At 66.9% G+C, this 19,675-nt stretch carries 21 protein-coding genes and 1 pseudogene; 17 read left to right on the top strand and 5 right to left on the bottom strand.

Going from position 1 to position 19,675, the window contains the following annotated elements:
- Positions 1–78 precede the first annotated feature (78 nt).
- Entirely contained in the window at positions 79–708 is a 630-nt protein-coding gene (gene folE, locus ACFIMZ_RS34290; RefSeq protein WP_084907093.1) for a GTP cyclohydrolase I FolE, read from the top strand.
- Positions 709–1,512 (top strand): SDR family oxidoreductase, encoded by an 804-nt coding sequence (locus ACFIMZ_RS34295; protein WP_431823839.1) that lies wholly within the window; start codon positions 709–711, stop codon positions 1,510–1,512.
- Positions 1,513–1,585: 73 nt separating this feature from the next.
- Here the strand turns inward: ACFIMZ_RS34295 and epsC are convergent, their stop codons facing one another.
- Both epsC and ACFIMZ_RS34305 read right to left on the bottom strand, forming a co-directional pair.
- Positions 1,586–2,506 carry a serine O-acetyltransferase EpsC gene (gene epsC / locus ACFIMZ_RS34300; RefSeq protein WP_431823840.1) on the bottom strand — a complete coding sequence of 307 codons (921 nt, stop codon included), beginning with the start codon at positions 2,504–2,506 and terminating at the stop codon, positions 1,586–1,588.
- Between the two features lie 94 nt (positions 2,507–2,600).
- A complete protein-coding gene (locus ACFIMZ_RS34305; protein ID WP_042585026.1) occupies positions 2,601–2,834 on the bottom strand; it encodes a hypothetical protein in 234 nt (77 codons plus the stop codon).
- A 280-nt stretch (positions 2,835–3,114) separates the two neighbouring features.
- On the opposite strand from ACFIMZ_RS34305, the gene ACFIMZ_RS34310 reads away from it, so the two are divergent.
- The 3 genes from ACFIMZ_RS34310 to fnr all read left to right on the top strand — a co-directional run bounded on the left by ACFIMZ_RS34310 (position 3,115) and on the right by fnr (position 5,516).
- Entirely contained in the window at positions 3,115–3,525 is a 411-nt protein-coding gene (locus ACFIMZ_RS34310; RefSeq protein ID WP_431823841.1) for a DUF3005 domain-containing protein, read from the top strand.
- A gap of 640 nt (positions 3,526–4,165) precedes the next feature.
- A complete protein-coding gene (locus tag ACFIMZ_RS34315) occupies positions 4,166–4,633 on the top strand; it encodes a universal stress protein (protein WP_431823842.1) in 468 nt (155 codons plus the stop codon).
- A 136-nt stretch (positions 4,634–4,769) separates the two neighbouring features.
- A complete protein-coding gene (fnr, locus tag ACFIMZ_RS34320) occupies positions 4,770–5,516 on the top strand; it encodes a fumarate/nitrate reduction transcriptional regulator Fnr (protein ID WP_431823843.1) in 747 nt (248 codons plus the stop codon).
- Between the two features lie 66 nt (positions 5,517–5,582).
- Here fnr and ACFIMZ_RS34325 read toward each other — a convergent pair whose 3' ends face one another.
- Entirely contained in the window at positions 5,583–6,476 is an 894-nt protein-coding gene (locus tag ACFIMZ_RS34325; protein ID WP_431823844.1) for a LysR family transcriptional regulator ArgP, read from the bottom strand.
- A gap of 100 nt (positions 6,477–6,576) precedes the next feature.
- Here ACFIMZ_RS34325 and ACFIMZ_RS34330 point away from each other — a divergent pair, with 100 nt between their 5' ends.
- The 9 genes and pseudogenes from ACFIMZ_RS34330 (at position 6,577) to ACFIMZ_RS34370 (ending at position 13,264) form a co-directional block, all read left to right on the top strand.
- Positions 6,577–7,197, top strand: coding sequence for a LysE/ArgO family amino acid transporter (locus tag ACFIMZ_RS34330; protein WP_045564219.1), 621 nt, complete (start codon positions 6,577–6,579; stop codon positions 7,195–7,197).
- Between the two features lies 1 nt (position 7,198).
- Positions 7,199–7,828 (top strand): annotated as a pseudogene (locus tag ACFIMZ_RS34335) (SDR family NAD(P)-dependent oxidoreductase); the annotation flags it as partial.
- 56 nt (positions 7,829–7,884) lie between these two features.
- Positions 7,885–8,079 carry a hypothetical protein gene (locus ACFIMZ_RS34340; RefSeq protein WP_431823845.1) on the top strand — a complete coding sequence of 65 codons (195 nt, stop codon included), beginning with the start codon at positions 7,885–7,887 and terminating at the stop codon, positions 8,077–8,079.
- 70 nt (positions 8,080–8,149) lie between these two features.
- Positions 8,150–8,764: a pyridoxamine 5'-phosphate oxidase family protein gene (locus ACFIMZ_RS34345; protein ID WP_431823846.1), complete on the top strand. Its 615-nt coding sequence runs from the start codon at positions 8,150–8,152 to the stop codon at positions 8,762–8,764.
- A 91-nt stretch (positions 8,765–8,855) separates the two neighbouring features.
- Positions 8,856–9,359 (top strand): NuoB/complex I 20 kDa subunit family protein, encoded by a 504-nt coding sequence (locus ACFIMZ_RS34350; protein WP_431823847.1) that lies wholly within the window; start codon positions 8,856–8,858, stop codon positions 9,357–9,359.
- A gap of 205 nt (positions 9,360–9,564) precedes the next feature.
- Positions 9,565–10,962: a sulfite oxidase gene (locus ACFIMZ_RS34355; protein WP_431823848.1), complete on the top strand. Its 1,398-nt coding sequence runs from the start codon at positions 9,565–9,567 to the stop codon at positions 10,960–10,962.
- 191 nt (positions 10,963–11,153) lie between these two features.
- Positions 11,154–11,606 carry a MarR family winged helix-turn-helix transcriptional regulator gene (locus tag ACFIMZ_RS34360; RefSeq protein ID WP_431823849.1) on the top strand — a complete coding sequence of 151 codons (453 nt, stop codon included), beginning with the start codon at positions 11,154–11,156 and terminating at the stop codon, positions 11,604–11,606.
- Between the two features lie 88 nt (positions 11,607–11,694).
- Positions 11,695–12,246, top strand: a complete 552-nt coding sequence (locus ACFIMZ_RS34365; RefSeq protein WP_431823850.1) for a glutathione peroxidase — start codon at positions 11,695–11,697, stop codon at positions 12,244–12,246.
- 100 nt (positions 12,247–12,346) lie between these two features.
- On the top strand, positions 12,347–13,264 hold the full coding sequence (locus tag ACFIMZ_RS34370; protein WP_431823851.1) for a LysR family transcriptional regulator: 918 nt from the start codon (positions 12,347–12,349) through the stop codon (positions 13,262–13,264).
- An 81-nt stretch (positions 13,265–13,345) separates the two neighbouring features.
- On the opposite strand, the gene ACFIMZ_RS34375 is transcribed toward ACFIMZ_RS34370, so the two are convergent.
- On the bottom strand, positions 13,346–13,579 hold the full coding sequence (locus ACFIMZ_RS34375) for a hypothetical protein (protein ID WP_431823852.1): 234 nt from the start codon (positions 13,577–13,579) through the stop codon (positions 13,346–13,348).
- Between the two features lie 27 nt (positions 13,580–13,606).
- On the opposite strand from ACFIMZ_RS34375, the gene ACFIMZ_RS34380 reads away from it, so the two are divergent.
- The 3 genes from ACFIMZ_RS34380 (at position 13,607) to ACFIMZ_RS34390 (ending at position 17,336) form a co-directional block, all read left to right on the top strand.
- On the top strand, positions 13,607–15,160 hold the full coding sequence (locus tag ACFIMZ_RS34380; protein ID WP_431823853.1) for a DHA2 family efflux MFS transporter permease subunit: 1,554 nt from the start codon (positions 13,607–13,609) through the stop codon (positions 15,158–15,160).
- 80 nt (positions 15,161–15,240) lie between these two features.
- A complete protein-coding gene (locus ACFIMZ_RS34385; RefSeq protein ID WP_431823854.1) occupies positions 15,241–16,629 on the top strand; it encodes a uracil-xanthine permease family protein in 1,389 nt (462 codons plus the stop codon).
- 71 nt (positions 16,630–16,700) lie between these two features.
- A complete protein-coding gene (locus tag ACFIMZ_RS34390; protein WP_431823855.1) occupies positions 16,701–17,336 on the top strand; it encodes a LysE family translocator in 636 nt (211 codons plus the stop codon).
- 205 nt (positions 17,337–17,541) lie between these two features.
- Here ACFIMZ_RS34390 and ACFIMZ_RS34395 read toward each other — a convergent pair whose 3' ends face one another.
- Entirely contained in the window at positions 17,542–19,674 is a 2,133-nt protein-coding gene (locus ACFIMZ_RS34395) for a hypothetical protein (protein ID WP_431823856.1), read from the bottom strand.
- Position 19,675 lies beyond the last annotated feature (1 nt).

Below are 19,675 nucleotides of genomic sequence, written 5' to 3' on the forward strand. Positions count from 1 at the left end.
GACGCACGACCGCCGAAAGCATGAAACAATGCTCCCCATTGCGCTGCCGCAGGCGGCCGTACTCGATGGAGCGAATACATGGGTAAAAAATCCTCGCGGCCCGAACCGGCCGCGTCCCGGCCGAGCCGCTCGGAGGCCGAGGAAGCCGTCCGCGTGCTGCTGCGCTGGGCCGGCGACGATCCGGCGCGCGAAGGCCTCGTCGACACGCCGGCGCGCGTCGTGCGCGCGTACGAGGAGTTCTTTTCCGGCTATGGGCACGAACCGCGCGACATCCTCGCGCGCACGTTCAGCGAGGTCGACGGCTACGACGAGATGATCGTGCTGAAGGACATCCGCTTCGAAAGCTACTGCGAGCACCACATGGTGCCGATCATCGGCCGCGCGCACGTCGCGTACCTGCCGAACCACCGCGTCGTCGGCATCTCGAAGCTCGCGCGGCTCGTCGACGCATTCGCGAAGCGTCTGCAGATCCAGGAAAAGATGACCGTGCAGATCGCCGACACGCTGTTCGACGTGCTGCAGCCGAAAGGCGTCGGCGTGATTCTCGAAGCCGCGCACCAGTGCATCTCGACGCGCGGCATCCACAAGCCGGGCGTCGAGATGGTCACGTCGCGCATGCTCGGCACGTTCCGCACCGATCCGTCGACGCGGCGCGAATTCCTGTCGATCGTCGCGAATCCTTCTTCAGTGAACCTGACGAATACGTAAATGGAGCCTACGAAGCAGACGGCGGATGCGCCGGTGGTGCTCGTGACCGGCGCGGCGCGCCGGGCGGGGCGCGCATTTGCCGAGTATTTCGCCGCGCAGGGCTATCGCACCGCGATCCACTTCGACCGCTCGGGCGACGCCGCGCACGCGGCCGCCGCCGCGATCGCCGAACGCGGGCCCGACTCCGTGGCGCTGCAGGCGGACTTGTCGGATGCCGGGCAGGTGGCCGCGCTGATCGACGCCGTCTATGCGCGCTTCGGCCGCCTCGACGTGCTGGTCAACAACGCGTCGGTGTTCTGGCAGGACCACTTCCCGAGCTTCGACCTCGCCGCGCTCGACCAGGCGTGGGCCGTCAATTGCCGCGCGCCGATCCTGCTCACGCGCGCGTTCTACGAGCGGGCGCGCGCGGCGGGTGCGCAGGGCGTCGTCGTGAACGTGGTCGACCAGAAGATCAAGGAGAACTTCCATCGCGACCACTTCAGCTACACGGTCGCGAAGGCGGCGCTGGGCAACCTGACGCGGATGCTCGCGCTGTCGGCCGCGCCGGTGCTGCGCGTGAACGCGGTGTTTCCGGGCCTGATGCTGCCGAGCGACGACCAGACCCAGGCCGACTTCGAACACGCGAGCCGCGCGTCGACGCCGCTCGCCCGCATCGCGGGGCCGGGCGACGTCGCACGGGCGATCCTGCTGCTGACCGGAGCCGCATACAACGGCGTGGATTTCGTCGTCGATGCGGGACAGAACCTGATCCGCGTCGATCAGGACGTGCTGTACAAGCACCGTTCGCCGTCAGGCACGCGCTGACGCGCGCGCCGCTCCGTAAAGGAAGTCGACGCGACCGCGACGCGCAGCCGGCGCCGTCTGTTCCGCGTCGCCGTTACGGCTTCTCCGCGCGGTCGCCCTCGCGCGCCTTGCTCTGTGCGACGCTCGTGCCCGGCGGCACGCTGTGCGTGAGCCACACGTTGCCGCCGATCACCGAGCCGCGGCCGATCGTCACGCGGCCGAGAATCGTCGCGCCCGCGTAGATCACCACGTCGTCCTCGACGATCGGGTGCCGCGCATTGCCCTTGACGAGCGCGCCGTCGCCATCGGCCGGGAAGCTCTTCGCGCCGAGCGTGACGGCCTGGTACACGCGCACGCGCTCGCCGATGATCGCCGTTTCGCCGATCACGACGCCGGTGCCGTGGTCGATGAAGAAGCTCGGCCCGATCTGCGCGCCGGGGTGGATGTCGATGCCGGTGGCCGAATGCGCGATTTCATTGATGAAGCGCGCGAGCAGCGGCACGCCGAGCCGATGCAGCGCATGCGCGAGCCGGTGATGCATCATCGCCAGCACGCCGGGGTAGCACAGCAGGATTTCCGTGATGTGCTGCGCGGCCGGATCGCCCGCATACGCGGCCTGGATGTCGCTGACGAGCAGCGCGCGGATCGCCGGCAGTTGCTTGCCGAACTTGCGCGCGATGTCGAACGCGCGTTCCTCGAGTTCCGCGGCCGGCGTATCCGCATACTCGGGCAGGAACGGCAGCGCGCGGCGGATCTGCTCGGACAGCACGCGCAGCGTGCTCTCCAACGTGTGGCCGACGTAATAATCGACGGTCTCGTCGGTCAGGTCCGGCGCGCCGTAATGCGTCGGGAACATCGACGCGCGCAGGCCGGTCACGATCTTGCAGATCGCATCGCGGGACGGGAGTTCACGGATGCCGCGCGGATGGCGCGTGCGATGCAGTTCCTCGCGCGACTCGCGCAAACCGGCGACGATCTCTTCGAGGCCCCACTGACGGGCAAGCGATTTCGACATATGCAAAAAGCAGGCAGCCGGCGCTGCGCGCGCGGCCGCAAATAAAAGTGACGGGTCTGCCAAGATTACCGCGTTTTTCAGCGGGAGGCCGGCGTCAGATCGTGACGCTGCTCGCGTCGATCCAGCGCACCGCCCAGTCGCGCGCGTGCGCGATCGCGGCGTCCGCGTCGTTGAACTGGAGATCCGACGGGAAGAAACGATTGGCGACGAGCTCCCCGTCGCTCGATCGCGAGATCACGACGTAGGGCTTGAACGAACCGTCGCCGGCGCGCGCGGGCGCGCAGTTCAACAGGTAACCGCGATGCGTGAAGGCAGTAGTCGCTTGCATGAGTCCGCCACCTCAAGTCCCTTGCTTTCTTTTGTTCACTATCCGTCCGTAAGGGTGTTGCGGCGCCCTGGTCGGGGCGGAAGCGGCCATACTGCATCCCCTGTCGCCGCTTCGTCGGAAAAGAATCATACTCTGTAGAAAACGCATCTTCTAGCTGAAATAAATCATGACAAATCAGCGCGCGCCGCACGGCCGCGGCGACCGCGCGCGCGCCTTTTCCCGTCGCGTCCGGAACGGGACTTGCTTCGATCCGGAGAGATTCGCCGCCAGGAGATCCGCGATGCAATCGTCTGCACAAATGCGTTCCACGCATCCGCGCAGCATCGAGCTGTACAACGACGACGCTCACGACAGCACCGTCGACACGGACGGCAAGAATCGCGAAGCGGCACGCCTCGCGCGGGGCGAACCGATGTCGCCCGACCAGGTCACGACGAGCAATGCGTCGCTCGACAACGCGATGCCCGAATCCAGCGACGGCCTCGCGGGATACGACAGCCGGCCGGGCGGCAATCATCCGGCGCTTGCGCTGCGCGCGGGCTACGTGATGATCGAGAAGGGCTTCGATGCGCCGCAGCCGCTCGACGAAGAGGCCGTGAGCCCCGTGCACCGGATGCGGGGGCGCGAGCACTGGCCGGGCCATGCGCGCCGGCCGGAACGGGTGATCGAGCTGAAGACGACGCCGCGCTAGCCGCGGCGTTTGAAGCAACCGTTTGCACCATCATTGCCGCGCGCGTCGCGACGTCGACGTGCCGTGAAACGACACGCACCATCATGGCGCGGCGGCATGCGCGCGCTCGCGGCGGCGGCCGCGCCAGCAGACATTTTGACGTTCGAACGGCGAACCGGACGGCCAGTCCAGCACCGTCGCGGCGCCTGAACACCGGACGCTGCGACGTCCCGTCGCACCTTCACGCTCCCTTCCATCGCCGGCGCCCTGTCCGCCGCTTTCCTAGCATGTCCGTGCCGCATCCGGCATGTCGCCGCGCGGTTCCGACGTGCACGTCGTTTGATCGACGTCAGGTCGCGTGACGTCATTTGCGATTCAATGGCGAAGCCCGCGAATCGTCGATCCGGCGATCGTTGCACAGGCACCCAACACCGACGTGCTTATCGTCCTGCGACGGTCCTGCGAAGCAATCGGCCGCGGCGTTGCATGCGGCGTGCACACGCAACGGCCGCGACTCGCCCGATCGCAACCGACGTCGGCGTCGTGCTGCACGGCCGACGGCACTGCAAGGCCGCCGGCATTCGTTTAATCTGCGTCGCAGCAGCGCGCCGTGCCACCGGCCTCCGGCCGGTTACCTTTCAACCCGCATCTCGGAGAAACCATGTACAAGCGTATTCTGGTTGCCGTCGACGGCAGCGATACCTCCCGCCACGCGTTCGATGCCGCGCTTGCGCTCGCGCAAGCGCACGGCGCGCAGCTGCAGCCGTATTACGTCGTCGAAAACGCCGCGATCTACTACAACGTGCCCGGCTACGATCCTTCCGTGCTGCGCGATCAGCTCGTCGAGCAGGGCAACGCGCTCGCGAAGGAATACACCCAGCGGATGCAGGCCGCCGGCGTGAAGGGCGAGGCCCGGTTCGGCGAAGCGACGTCGCTCACGGATGTCTCGTCGCTGATCCTCGAAGGCGCGACCGCATTCGGCGCCGACCTGCTCGTGCTCGGCACGCATGGCCGCCGCGGCTTCCGCCGGCTCGTGCTCGGCAGCATCGCCGAGCAATGCGTGCGGCACGCGTCACTGCCCGTGCTGCTGATTCCCACCGCCGCGCACACCGGCGAACAGCCGAACTGAACCCCGGCCGGCGCGCGCAACGGACGCCGTCGCGCCGCCGGTCATGCCTACAACGAATCGCGACGTTTTGTCACCCGACCGCCCCAACTTGCGGTGGGACAATGATTCCGTCGATTCAACGCCGGAGAAACCGATCATGTTGACGCCCGTCGCCACACGCCACGCCACCGCGACTCACACCGCCGGTTGGGCACCTCGCCAGGCTGCGCACTGCTCGTCGTGCGCGATGCGGCACCTGTGCATGCCGCAGGGCCTGGCACCCGAAGCGCTCAGCCGCCTCGAGACGGTCATCTGCGCCGCGCGCGCGGTCAAGCGCGGCGAAGCGCTGTTCCGCGAAGGCGACACCTTCGACAACCTGTACGCGGTGCGCTCGGGTTCGCTGAAGACCGTCGCGACGCGTCACGACGGCCGCGAGCAAGTCACCGGCCTGCACCTCGCGGGCGAAGCGCTCGGCCTCGACGGCATCTGCGACGACACGCACCCGCGCACCGCGGTCGCGCTCGAAGACAGCTCCGTCTGCGTGATTCCGTACAGCGCGCTCAAGTCGCTGTGCTCCGAAGCCGGCTCGATGCAGCTGCGCATGCACAAGCTGATGAGCGAGCAGATCGTGCGCGAAACGTCGCAGACGATGCTGCTCGGTTCGCTGAACGCCGAGGAGCGGGTCGCCGCGTTCCTGCTCGACGTGTCGTCGCGCTACCTGAAGCGCGGCTATTCGCCGACGGAATTCAACCTGCGGATGACCCGCGAGGACATCGGCAGCTACCTCGGCATGACGCTCGAAACGGTGAGCCGCACGCTGTCGAAATTCCAGAAGCGCGGCCTGATCGAAATGCACGGCCGCCTCGTGCACATCGTCGACTTCGACGGCCTGCGCCACGTGTAACGCCGAACCCGGCCGCACGAACCGCGTGCGGCCGGTCGCGGCGCGCGATGCGTCACCGCTCGCGCGTCAATCGAGAAACAGCGCGGCCCGCGCCTTGAGCGCCGCGCTGAAATCGTCGAGCCAGCCGATCGACAGTCGCCAGCTCTGCCAGTACAGCTCGATGTCGACGGTGCGTCCCGCCGACATCTCGATGAGTTCCCCCGCCGCCAGCTGGCGCTCGATCATCCGGTCCGGACACATCCCCCATCCCAGCCCCGTTTCGCACGCGCGCAGATAGCCCGCGACGTGCGGTATCCAGTGCTGCGGCGGATCGATATCCGCGCGCGTCACGCGCCGGATGAAACGCGCCTGCAGCCCGTCCTTCGGATTGAACATCACGCACGGCGCGCGGCGCAGCGCATCGCGATTGATCCCCGCGCTGAAATAGCGCGCATGGAACTCGGGCGAACACACGGCGTGATAGCGAATGCGCCCGAGCCGCGTCGAGCGGCAGCCCTGGATCGGCTCGGCCTGCGCGGTCACCGCGCCCTGCACGCTGCCGTCGCGGATGCGCGCCGCGGTGTGGTCCTGATCGTCGATCACGAGATCGAGCAGCGTCTCGCGCTCCGCGCAGAACGGCGCCACCGCGTCGATGAACCACGTCGCGACGCTGTCGTCGTTGACCGCGACGCGCAACGTCGGCCAGTCGGCCGCGAGCGCGCCCGGCAGCGCGGGCATCCGTCCGGACAGCTCCGCTTCGAGCAGCTGCACGCGCTCGGTATGGCGGCACAGCAGCGCGCCGGAGGTGGTCGCGACGCACGGCTGCCCGCGCTTCACGAGCACGCTGCCGACGCGCTCCTCGAGCAGTTTCACGCGCTGCGATACCGCCGACGGCGTAACGTTCAGCTCCTTCGCCGCCCGTTCGAACGAGCCGTGCCGGATCACCGCCGCGAGCGCGTCGAGCAATGCATAGTCGAGCATCAGATTTCCTTAATCACCATTAGCTGATTTAGCTTTTCTTAGCCGGTCAGTCCTCGCAGACTAGCGTCACTCGATTCTTTCGTCTACTGCTGTCACCATCATGAACTGGCTCGCTTTTTCCCATGGCGCGGCGCTGTGCGCGTCGCTCATCGTCACCATCGGCGCGCAGAATGCGTTCGTGCTCCGTCAGGGCATCATGCGCTCGCACATCGGCAAGATCGTGCTGCTGTGCGCGCTGTCCGACATGATCCTGATCGGCGCGGGCGTCGGCGGCGCGTCGGTGCTCGTCGAACGCTATCCGACGTTCGTCCACGCGGTGCTGTACGTCGGCCTCGCCTATCTCGCGTGGTTCGGCCTCAACGCGTTGCGGCGCGCGTTCAAGCCGGGGCACGCGACGCTCGACGTGCGCGGCGACGGCGTCGCGCCGCCGCCGCAGAGCGGGCTCGCCGTCGTGCTGATGACGCTCGCGTTCACGTGGCTCAACCCGCACGTCTATCTCGACACGTTCCTGCTGATCGGCACGGCCGGCGCGCGCGAGCCGGAAGGCGCGCGGCTCGCGTTCGCGATCGGCGCGATGACCACCAGCGTCGTGTGGTTCCTCGGTTTGGGGTACGGTGCGCGGCTGCTCGCGCCGTGGTTCCGGAAGGCGGTCGCGTGGCGCGTGCTCGACGGCGCGATCGGCAGCATGGTGCTGTTTCTGGCGGCCGTGCAGCTGCGGTGATGCGTCAGCCGTGCGCCGCTTCGCGGATGCGGGCGCATCGGTCGTCGCGCTCGGGCTCGATGCTGCGGGCGCGCATGCGCCCATTCATCCGCGCGTTTGCCGCATCGAACTCGACGTCGCCGACGTCGAAGCGCTGTCGCGCACAATCGCGTCGCTGCCGCGGCTCGTCGCGCTCGTCAACGGCGTCGGCATCAGCCGCGACGCGAACGAATACCGGATGGACGTGTTCGAGCACGTGCTGAACACCAATCTGACACCGGTGATGCGCGCGTCCGGCGCCGCGTTGCCGGCGCTCATGGCAGGCGGCGGCAGCATCGTCAACATTGCGTCGATGTTCTCGTATTTCGGCAGCAAGGGCGGCATCGCGCAGCTCACGCGTTCGCTCGCGCAGGCCTGGGCCCGCCACGGCATCCGGGTGAACGCGGTCGCGCCCGGCTGGATCGATACGCCGTTGAGCCGCCACCTGATGGCCGATCGCCTGGCGTCGCAATGCATCCTCGAGCGCACGCCGCTCGGACGCTGGGGCAAGGCCGACGAGGTGGCGGACGTCATCCTGTTCCTGTGTTCGCCCGCCGCGCCGTTCGTCACCGGCGCGGTCGTGCCGGTCGACGGCGGGTATTCGACGGCCTGACGCCGGTCCACGCCGCTCGTCACGAGCCGGCCACCAGCGCGTGGCGGCCGTCGCCGGTGTCGGTGGTCGACGCGAGCTACACCTACACGAAAGGCAACGGCGCGCTCGACAACGCGCATGCGCACCAGGTCAGCGCAGCCGTCCAGTACCGGCTGCCGAAACGCACGATGCTCTACGTGGCGGCCATCCATCAGCGGGCAAACCGGTCGCACATTGCCAAAATTGTGCACGACGTATACAGTTGCACATAGTGCATTGAGTATGCACTCCCTGCCGGACCGGCTGGCTTCTACGGCAGGGTCTGTCGCATGCGGGACTTTGATGCTCAACCCTCACCATTGGAGCGACTACTCAGACACTCAACGTGATGTTGGGTCAATTTCCGTTGGTTTTCGTGGTCTTCCTGAAACCCTGCCGCACATCATCATGAATGCAAGTCAACTCCTTCAACAAGCGCACGAAATCGTCAGCAATTGCACCTTCTGCTTTGTGTCTTCGAACGACGCTTCCGGTCAGATCAACTCCAGGGTTGTCGAGATTCTGGAGATCGGAACGGATCTCACGATGCGTTTCATGACCGACTCGAGAACGCGCAAAGCGATGGAGATTCGCCAGGGGAAGACGATCAGCCTGTCCTTCCTCAGCATGGCTGATCGAGGATACGTAACGATCGGGACCGCCCCGAAAGTCTCCGCGGATACTGCTCTAAAGCAGCGTATCTGGAAAGAATCGCTGCGCACCTGGTTCCCCAACGGGCCGGACGACCCCTACGTGATCACCGTTACCTGCGAGCCGGCCTGGGTTGAACTGTGGTCGCGCATGCGGGGAATTGCGCCCGCTCCACTCGGCCTCAACTCGGTTCGACTGACTCGGAAGGATGGCGACTGGCAAGCACATCAAACGTTTCCAACCGACGGTGAACCGTTGCCTCTCTGACGACCCTCATCCCTTTGCCGGTGCGGGCGTTTGATTTGAACTGCATCGCAAATGCCCCACCCGGCGGGAAACCGATCTCCATTTTCCAACCATGATCGACCAACCATTTACGCCGGAGAAAGACGGCTTCATCGTGACCTCGCTCGAGGCCGTCCTGGCGGCCGCACAGAAAAACAGCCTTTGGTACATGACGTTCGGTCTCGCATGCTGCGCAGTCGAAATGATGCATGCCGCGGGGGCCCGATATGACATGGATCGCTTTGGCATGATCCCTCGCGCATCACCGCGACATTGCGATCTGATGATCGTTTCCGGCACATTGACCAACAAGATGGCTCCGGCCATGCGCAAGGTCTACGATCAAATGGCCGAACCGCGATACGTCGTGTCGATGGGGTCGTGTGCCAACGGCGGGGGCTACTATCACTACAGCTACTCGGTGGTGCGCGGCTGCGACCGGATAGTGCCGGTGGACGTCTACGTTCCGGGCTGCCCGCCGACTGCCGAGGCGTTGATCTATGGATTGATGCAGCTGCAACGCAAGGTCATGGAAAAGAGCACCCACAGCCAGCCGCGCGTACTTGCGCGGCGATGAGTGAATTCTCGTCAATCCGACAATCCCCCCGAGCGACTACTGAGGTCCCCCACCGGGTCGTATCGTTACCGGCGTACAAGTCGCCGTTCACGTCGGAGCGGCAACCCGGCAGTCGAGGACTGCCCGCGATGATTGAACCGGCGGACGGTTTCGGGGCATCGGACCTAGAATTTAAATTCGATCGAACCGAAGTCCGGGGGCAACCATGGCACTGTTCGTTGTCCGGCACCAGCACCCCGCCGAGCGCTGCCCGGCTCAGGATCCCGACATGGGAGCCATGCTGCTGAATCACCTGAGCCGTCCCAATGTCAGACAATACGGGGTGGAGATTCGGGGCGAGGCGGTCGTGCGGAACGAGCACACCGCGTACTTCATCGTCGAGGCGGATGACGAGAACCGCCTGCGGGAGTTCATGAAGCCGTTCGAGATGGCGGGAAGCCTCGACATCTATCCCGCCTCGACGTGCGCGCGCGTAATCGCAAGCGGCGGCTGCGGCGCAGCGATGCCGGTGAGCGAGATCGTGCCGGCCGTGGATCCCGAAGAAGCCTGCCAGAACGCCCTCGAGGACGGCCTGCTCGTCCATCGCGCGCATCCGCTCAACTGCGAGACGTCGATTCCGGCGCTGATCGGCGGCGTGGTGATGCCGAACGCGCACTTCTACGTGCGCAATCACTTCCAGATTCCACGACTCGACCCGGCGGCCTTTCGGCTCACCGTCGGCGGTCTGGTGGAGCGACCGCTCAGCCTCGGCTTGCGCGACCTTCACAACATGCCGTCGCAGACGCATGTCGTCACGCTCGAGTGCGCCGGAAACGGTCGCACGAGGTTTCATCCCGCCGTCGAGGGCGAGAAATGGGACCTGGGCGCCGTCAGCACCGCGGAGTGGACCGGCGTGCCGCTGGTGGAAGTGCTGGACCGGGCCGGCGTGCGTCCGACGGCGCGCGAGGTGCTGTTCCGGGGCGCCGACGGCGGAACGGTAGAAGGTCTCGCGGAGCCGATCCGCTTCGAGCGCAGTCTCCAGCTTGGCGATGCACGCGATGCGGACCTGCTGCTGGCCTATGCGATGAACGGCGAGCCACTGCCGATTCATCACGGCTATCCGCTGCGCCTCGTCGTTCCGGGCTGGTATGCCGTCGCATCGGTCAAATGGCTGTCCGACATCCAGCTCATCGACCAGCCCTTTGCCGGGTATTACCAGACGACCAAGTATTGGTATGAATGGACACGCAACGACGAGGCCGTCCGGGAGCCGGTCACGCTGCAGCACGTGCGGGCCCTGATCACCGAGCCGGCGCCCGGCCAGGAGATCCGCCACGGGGAACTGGCGATCCGCGGCGTGGCATGGTCCGGCGCCGCGCCCATCGCGCGCGTGGAAGTGAGCGTAGGCAGCGGAAGCTGGCAGGAGGCGCATCTCGTCAGCGAGCGCAAGCGTCACAGCTGGCAGTGGTGGGAACTGATCACCCAGGCCCGCGAGCCGGGCGTCGTCACGCTGCGCGCCCGGGCCACCGATCTTGCCGGCCGGACTCAGCCCGCGTGCGCCGAGTGGAACCGGCTGGGGTACGGCAACAACGATATCCACGAGGTTCCGGTTCAGATCGTGTGAGTGCGCTGTTCCCGCCAGCGGCATCGCACATACATGGCTTGCCAATATATCGCTAGCCATATAATATCGTCGTCACCCGATGCGACGGATGGCTCACGCCGACGCGGCCCGTCCGTGACAGCGCCGTCGGCCATGGCCGACCGATCAGTCCGTCGCCACTTGCACCCGGCACCTCACCGGCACGAAGATCGATGAAGCAACCCGAGACTTACGACGAACTGAAGCTCGACCGGCAGGTCTGCTTCCCGCTCTATGCGGCGACCAACCTGTTGCAACGCCTTTACAGGCCGCTGCTTGCGCCGCTTGGCCTCACCTATTCGCAATATCTGGTGATGATGGTCCTCTGGGAGCGGGGGCGCGTGACCGTCGGCGAGCTGCGATCCTGCCTCCATCTGGACAACGGCACCCTCACCCCGCTCCTGAAGCGGATGGAACTGGCCCGGCATATCGTTCGCTATCGGGACGCGGATGACGAACGCCGGGTACTCGTCGAGTTGACGCCGGAGGGCCTCGCACTTCGCGAGGCGGCCCGCGAGGTGCCCGTGGCGCTGAGTCGTCAACTGGATCTCGAGCGCGGGCAGCTGAGCAGCCTGCAATCCACCGCGCAGGATCTGGTTCGCATGCTTGCCGACCACGTCCAATAGCGCTCGTGACGCGAAAGAGCACGCGTCGCCGCACGATTCCCGCCATTAGCCTTGGCACGCCTGACCTGAAAACAGGAAGAACTCCGATATGAACTCAACGATCTACGATATTCCCTTGACCGCCATCGACGGTACGCCGACCACGCTGCGCCCGTTCGAGGGCAAGGTGCTGCTCGTGGTGAACGTCGCGTCGAAGTGCGGACTGACGTCGCAATACGAGGGCCTCGAAGCACTCTACGAAGACAAGCGCGAGCACGGCCTCGAAGTTCTCGCGTTTCCGGCGAACAACTTCAAGGGCCAGGAGCCGGGCACCAACGACGAGATCCACGCGTTCTGCACCGCGACGTTCGGCGTGAAGTTTCCGCTGTTCTCGAAGATTTCGGTCGCGGGCGACGATCAGCATCCGCTCTATCGCGCGCTCACGCAGGCCCAGCCGCAGGCCACGGACGACGGTCCGTTCCGCGAGCGTCTGAAGGGGTATGGCATCGAGCCGAACCCGGCGCCGGACGTGCTGTGGAACTTCGAGAAGTTCCTGGTGGCCCGCGACGGCACGGTGGTGGCGCGCTTCGCGCCCGACGTCGGCGCGGACAATCCCGCGCTCGTCGCCGCGATCGACGCGGAACTGGCCAACGCAAACTAAGCAACGGGCAAGCCGCCCCGGTCCGGCGCTTCAGCGATGCCCTGCGCAAGCGGACCTGCCGGAAAGCCCCCCTTCGCGACGCCTCTTTCTACGGTCTGCAATGGAGTACATCGATAGCTTACGGATCTTCTGCTCGGTCGTCGAAGCGCGCAGCTTCAGGCGCGCGGCGGATATCCTCGGACTTTCCGCGCCGGTGGTGTCGCGCGCGATCGCCGGGCTCGAGAAACGGCTCGGCATCCGGCTGTTCAATCGCACGACGCGCCAGATCTCGCTGACGGAAGCCGCCGAACAGTTCTACGAAGGGTGCATGCGCGTGCTCGCCGATCTCGACGCGCTCGAGGAAGGCGCATCGATGCTGGCGCGCGAGCCGACCGGCGTGCTGCGCGTGATCGCGCACGCAACGGCCGCGACGAGCCGCATCACGCCGCTGCTGGCGGGCTTCAAGCGCAAGCACCCGAAGATCGACATCGACGTGACGCTGGCCGAGCGCCCGGTCGATCTCGTCGCGGAGGGCTTCGACGTGGGCCTGCTGCTGCCGTTCATGCTGACGTCCGACACGGTCGTCACGCGGCTCGTCGAGCGCATTCCGTTTACGCTCGTCGCATCGCCCGACTATCTGAAGCAGCACGCGGCGCCGCAGGCCCCTGCCGACCTCGATGCGCACGTATTCGTCGCGATATCGCCGTCGATCCGCAAGGCCGAGCTGACGTTCCGCGTCGGCGACGACGACGTGGCCGTACCGTTTCGCTACGAAATCGCATCGAACAACGCCGTCTTCAACCTCGGCATGGTGCTGCAGGGCTTCGGCCTCGGCCTGCTGCCGAGCCCGCTGGTCCAGGACGACCTGGCGTCCGGCCGGCTCGTCCGCGTGCTCGAGCCGTTCAGGATCGTCGACGCCGCGACCGAGCTGCGTCTCGCGTACAGTTCGCGCACGCTGCTGCCCGCCAAGGTGCGGGCGTTCATCGAACATGCCGTCGCATTCTTCGACGCGCTGACGCCCCATTCGCCGCCCGCGTGACGGCGCTCGCCGCCCGCTCGCGTCATCCGGGCGCGGCCGCCGTGCCGCGCCGCTCCGGAACGATTCTTGCCCGTATCGTGATTAATTGATGTCGGCGCCGACATTGATGGCGCGCGTGCGCGTCACTAGTCTGTGCGGATGTCCGAACACGGTGACGATGGTCATGCGCCGAAGCCGGCCGCACGACATCGCCCCCAGCGCCGCGCACGCCGTCCGCCGCGCGCGGGCGTGATGTTCAAGCTGCTCCGCTCCGCCCCCCGCCGCGCCCGCCACACGCAAGCACGCGAAACCGGCCGCCCGCCGCTCGCGTGACATCACACTATCCCGAGAAACCAGGCCGACATGTCTTCCCACTCCACTCCGCGTCCCCTGACGGGCGGCAAGCTGGCGCTCGGCACGCTGGCGGTATCGCTCGCCATGTTCATGAACGTGCTCGACTCGTCGATCGCAAACGTCGCGATTCCGACGATTTCCGGCGATCTCGGCGTCTCCGTCGACGAAGGCACGTGGGTCATCACGATCTTCGCGGCCGCGAACGCGGTGTCGATCCCGCTGACCGGCTGGCTGACGCAGCGCTTCGGCCAGGTGCGCCTGTTCGTCGCGTCCATCCTGCTGTTCGTGATCGCGTCGTGGATGTGCGGGATCGCGCCGAACCTGCCGACGCTGCTCGCCGCGCGGATCCTGCAAGGCGTGGTCGCGGGGCCGCTCGCGCCGCTGTCGCAGGCGCTGCTGCTCGGCGCGTGGCCGAAGCAGAAATCCTCGAGCGCGCTCGCGCTGTGGTCGATGACGGCGCTCGTCGGCCCGATCGCCGGGCCGTCGCTCGGCGGCTGGATCACCTACGACTACAACTGGTCGTGGATCTTCTACATCAACATCCCGGTCGGCATCTTCGCGGCCGCCGTCACCTGGGCCGTGTTCCGCGATCGCGAATCGGCGACGCGCCGCCTGCCGATCGATACGGTCGGCCTCGTGCTGCTGGTCGTCTGGGTCGCGTCGCTGCAGATCATGCTCGACAAGGGCAAGGACCTCGACTGGTTCAACTCGCCGGTGATCGTCGCGCTCGGCATCGTCGCGCTGATCGGCTTCGCGTTCTTCCTCGTCTGGGAGCTGACCGAACAGAATCCGGTCGTCGACATCCGGCTGTTCACGCAGCGCAACTTCGCGGGCGGCACGATCGCGATCTCGGTCGCGTACGGGATGTTCTTCGGCACGCTCGTGCTGCTGCCGCAATGGATGCAGGGCTATCTCGGCTACCGGGCCGTCGATTCCGGGCTCACGACCGCGCCGCTCGGCCTGTTCGCCGTGGTGCTCACGCCGATCATGGGCCGGATCCTGCCGCGCACCGATCCGCGCTACATCGCGACGCTGGCCTTCATCGGCTTCGCGGTCGTGTTCATGATGCGCACGCAGTTCTATACCGACGTGGCGCGCTGGGACCTCGTGCTGCCGACGCTGCTGCAGGGGATTCCGATGGCGATGTTCTTCGTGCCGCTGACGTCGATCATCCTGTCCGGCCTGCCGCCGGAGAAAATTCCGGCGGCGGCGGGCCTGTCCAATTTCGGCCGGACGTTCTGCGGCGCGGTCGGCACATCGGTGATCGGCAACGCATGGAACAACCGGACCATCCTGCATCACGTGCGGCTCAGCGAGCAGGCGAGCGTCAACAATCCGGCGTTCACGCAGCAGATCGACGCGACGCGCTCGATGCTGCACCTGAACCCGGACTCGGCGCACGCGCTGTTCAACGCCTCCGTCGACGCGCAGGCGGCCGTGATGGGGCTGAACGACATCTTCTACATTTCGGCGGTCGTCTTCATCGCGATCATCCCGCTGATCTGGATCACGAAGCCGTCGAAGGCGGCGGGCGGCGCCGACGCGGCGGCCGGCGCGCACTGACGTTCGGCGGCCGTTTCCGGGAGGGCGGCGGGCCTTCCCGTTAAAATCCTGCACTTTCCATCCCGACCGGCCGCTCCGCCATGCAACCCGCCTCCCTCGACCAACCCGCTTCCCACGGCGCCGACGACGCCGAACCCGCCCGCGACCTCGTCTACGGCCCCGACGACCGGCCGGCCCCGACCGTCGCCTTCGTCGCCGCCCTGCAGCACCTGCTGGCGATCCTGGTGCCGATCGTCACGCCGGGCCTGCTGATCTGCCAGGCCCTCGGCGTGCCGAGCCGCGACACGACGCTGATCGTGTCGATGTCGCTGGTGATCTCCGGCATCGCGACCTTCGTCCAGTGCCGGCGCTTCGGCCCGCTCGGCGCGGGCCTGCTGATCGTGCAGGGCACCAGCTTCAACTTCGTCGGCCCGCTGATCGCCGGCGGCAGCCTGATGGTCAAGCAGGGCACCCCGGTCGAGACCGTGATGGCCGCCATCTTCGGCGTCGTGATCGCCGGCTCGTTCGTCGAGATGGGCGTGTCGCGCATCCTGCCGTTCATCAAGCGCCTCATCACGCCGCTGGTCACCGGCATCGTGGTGCTGCTGATCGGCCTCACGCTGATCAAGGTCGGCCTCGTCAGCATGGGCGGCGGCTACGGCGCGATGGCCAAGGGCACCTTCGCCAGCATCGACAACCTGACGCTCTCCGGGCTCGTCCTCGGCACCATCATCCTGCTGAACCGGGTGCCCGTCGTCTGGGTACGCAGCACCGCGCTCGTGATCGCGCTCGCGGTCGGCTATCTCGCGGCCGCGTTCATGGGCCGGCTCGACTTCACCGGCGCACACGAAGCCGCGCTGTTCCAGATCCCGACCCCGCTGCACTTCGGCATCGGGTTCTCGTGGCCGCTGTTCGTGCCGATGCTGATCATCTACCTCGTCACGTCGCTCGAGGCGATCGGCGACGTCACCGCCACCAGCAAGATCTCGAAGCAGCCCGTCGAAGGCCCGCTGTGGATGCAGCGCATCAAGGGCGGCGTGCTGGTGAACGGCGCCAACTCGCTGCTGGCCGGCGTGTTCAATACCTTCCCCAGTTCCGTGTTCGCGCAAAACAACGGCGTGATCCAGCTCACCGGCATCGCGAGCCGCCACGTCGGCCTCTGGATCGCGGGCATGCTCGTCGTGCTGGGCCTGTTCCCGCCGGTGGCCGGCGTGCTGCAGGCCGTGCCCGAGCCCGTGCTCGGCGGCGCCGCGATGGTGATGTTCGGCGCGGTGGCCGCGTCCGGCATCAACATCCTCGCGGGCATCCGGCTGGACCGCCGCGCGCTGCTGATCATCGCGGTGTCGCTGGCGCTGGGCCTCGGCGTGTCGCAGGTGCCGGAGATCCTCGCCAGCCTGCCGCACGCGCTCAAGAACGTGCTGGAATCGGGCGTCGCCACGGGCGGCATCTGCGCACTGGTGATGAACTGGTTCCTGCCCGAGAAGAAATGACGGACTGACGGCGCGGCCGGGATAGCGGGCCGCGCAGATCGGCGCTTGTCCACCCATTCCGGAGCCGAAACGTGAATTCAACGACACTTCTGCTGTACGTGATTACGGTCTCGGCCGTCACCATCACGCCCGGCCCCACGATGCTGCTGGCGCTGAACAACGGCGCGACGCGCGGCCTGCGCGTCGCGGCCTACGGCATCGCCGGCGCCGCCTTGTCCGATCTGATCCTGATCGGCGCCGTGGGCTGCGGGCTCGGCGCAATCCTGCAGGCATCGGAGCAACTGTTCGCCGCGGTGAAATGGCTTGGCGCCGCCTATCTGCTGTATCTCGCGTGGGCGCTCTGGCGCGCGCCGGCGACGCTCGCCCGCCCCGACAAAACGGAGACGGTCGCGGCATATGACGGCTGGTCCGCCTTCAGGCGTTCGCTGTTGGTCGCGTTGTCCAATCCCAAGGGCCTGCTGTTCTTCTCCGCCTTTCTGCCGCAGTTCATTCATGCGCGCGCGGCTGTCGCGCCGCAGTACGTCACGCTCGCGATCACGACCGCACTGATCGATATCGCCCTGATGAGCGTGTACGCAATCGGCGGGCACCATGCGATGAAAGCGCTGTCCGGGCGCGCATTGCGATGGCTCAATCGCGGCTGTGCCGGCATGCTGGCGGGGTTGGCCGTGGCGCTGAGCCTGTATCGGCGCAACGCGGGAAACTAGCCGGATCCGGCTTCATCCGGCACCCGCAGATCGCTCCGCCGCCTGCCTGCGCGACCGTCCCGCCCGCCGACAAGGCGTATTCGGGACGGGCCGGAGCACGATGCCCTCGCCGCAGGGTTCGATCCGCGTCGGTGCGCCGGCGCGCGTCTGCCACCGGATCACGGGACATCGGCAACACCGGCCACGACCGTGCGCGCAGGTCCGCCTAGCGATTCATCCCGATATCGGCAACGTAATTTGCAATACTGAAAAAGCGATAGTCGCTCAGCAGATCCGGCCCCGGGAACCCCTCCGGATGAATCCGCCCATGGATCGCGCTGCCGGGACGCAGGCCGGCGAGGGTCAACGCGAGCATGAATTCATTGAACGGCGCCATGAACTGGCGCGACACGAAATGCATGCCCCAGTTGAACACCGACGGGAGCTGCTCGGTGCGCAACCACCCGTCCGGTCCGCCCTGCGCGTTCGCGCAGAGATTTTCCGCCCACGGACTATGTCCTTCGACGATGAGAAAGCCGTGCTTCGCGTGGCGCTTCCAGCGGGTCAGGAAATCGATCAGATCCGCCGCCGCCACATAACCGGGCACGAGGCCTTCCGCATCGCTGTACGCCACCTTGAACGCACGCTTGATCTCGTCGAGCGCAACCGGGTATTCGGCCTGCTCCGATACCTTCAGGAGGCCCGGATAGTACTGGTCGACGACCGCGCGCAGGCTGGATCGATCGACGGTGCGGAGATGGCGCTCGAGTATCGCTTCGGCCGCATCCTCGCGCCGGATGCTCAACCGGCGGTTGTGGACCAGGAACATGAAGGTATGCAGCAGATCGCTCAGCCGCACCGGGCGCACGCTGCCGTCCGGCTGCCTGACGGTCAGGCCGCTTTCGGCCACCGCTTCGTCGTAGCGGTCGGGCTGGGAAATGTCGGCGGCGATCACGCGCGCCTGGACGCCGGGTATGTCCTTCAGCGCGGACAAGGTGGCGGCGGCCCGGCCTCGCGCGGATTCGTTGTAGTCCGCGCCGATCACCAGCAGCGGATAGTCCGCGAGGTGCCGGCCGCGCCGCGTCGAGTTGATGACGTATTCGGCCAGGCGCTTCACCGCGCTGCCGTCGCCGCAGCCCATGTCGGCGATGCCGGCCGGCTGGCGATCCAGCGGCGTGTCGTCGAACAGCTCGCGCAGGATTTTCGTCGTGATTTCCTGCGACGCCGGCCCCGACCCGGCGCCGCTCGACGCATACACGTTCATCACGCGATCGACGTGGCCGTCGCTGTCGATATCGAGCGGATCGGGATTGCCGAACAGGAGTTCGTCGAGCAGCGCATACGAACGCAGATAGGACGCGGGCAACCCGGCGTAAGGCGCGGCGATCGGCCGGTGAATCCGGCCCGACTCGGTGAGGCGCACCTTTTCCCGATCGATTTCCGCCATGCCGAACTTGCACATCAGCGACCACGCCGCGTGCAGGACGACCGGGTCCGCATGCATCCAGGCGCCGACCGCGACCCCGCCGGGCTGCTCGTCGAGCTTGTCGAAGATGCCGGGCGCCGACTGCGAATACTGGCCATCCGGCTGCTTGTCGAACACCGGCATATCGAGCGCGACCCAGGTCGGACCGAGCAGCAGGCCGTCCATCGCGGTGCGCAGCTGTCCATTCACCTGGCGCTCCAGATCGCTGGCCGGGACCGGCAGCTCCGGCCAGCCCGCCACGCAGATCCGCGCGAGCTGCGCATACAGCACGCTCTCGTCGGCCGCCGCGCGTTTTCGATGACACAGCGCGTGCAGATGCTGGAGCACCGACGTGGCATTCGCCAGTTGCTCGAACAGCGGTCGGGCGCGCTCGACGCACGCGACGACATATTCGCCGGCCGGGGTGAGCGCATATTCGGCGTTTTCGTCGCCGCGATCGAGGGTCAGCCAGCCGGCCAGGCTCAACAGGTTGAGGGCGCCCCACAGCACCCCCAGGTTGCGGGTCGGGTCGGGCTGGCGGGCCATCGCGAACGCGCGCATCGCGCGGGGCGTCCCGGCCCGCAGGCCGCGGAACGCGCCGGCGAACACCAGGCGCGCCAGCGTCGGCACCAGCACGATGCCGTTCGCCCAGTTGCAGCTGCGCGTATAGGCCATCACGCGCTGCGCGTCGCGCCGGCCGATGCGCAGCGTCGCCGCATGCGTGTGTTGCTCGAGCCTGACCGGCAACTCCTTGTCGAGCACCTCGACGCCGATCGCGGTGCCGGCCGACAGGCCGAGCAAGGCGCGCGTTTCGTTGGGATACGCGTCGAGATAGTGTTCGAGCTGCCGGGCCAGGACGGTAGGGGATTCACCAAAGTCGAATCGGGTGCGCATG

Origin of the sequence: Burkholderia sp. F1, from assembly GCF_050813845.1 — a bacterium.
In the GTDB taxonomy this organism is placed as follows: Bacteria; Pseudomonadota; Gammaproteobacteria; order Burkholderiales; family Burkholderiaceae; genus Burkholderia; species Burkholderia ubonensis.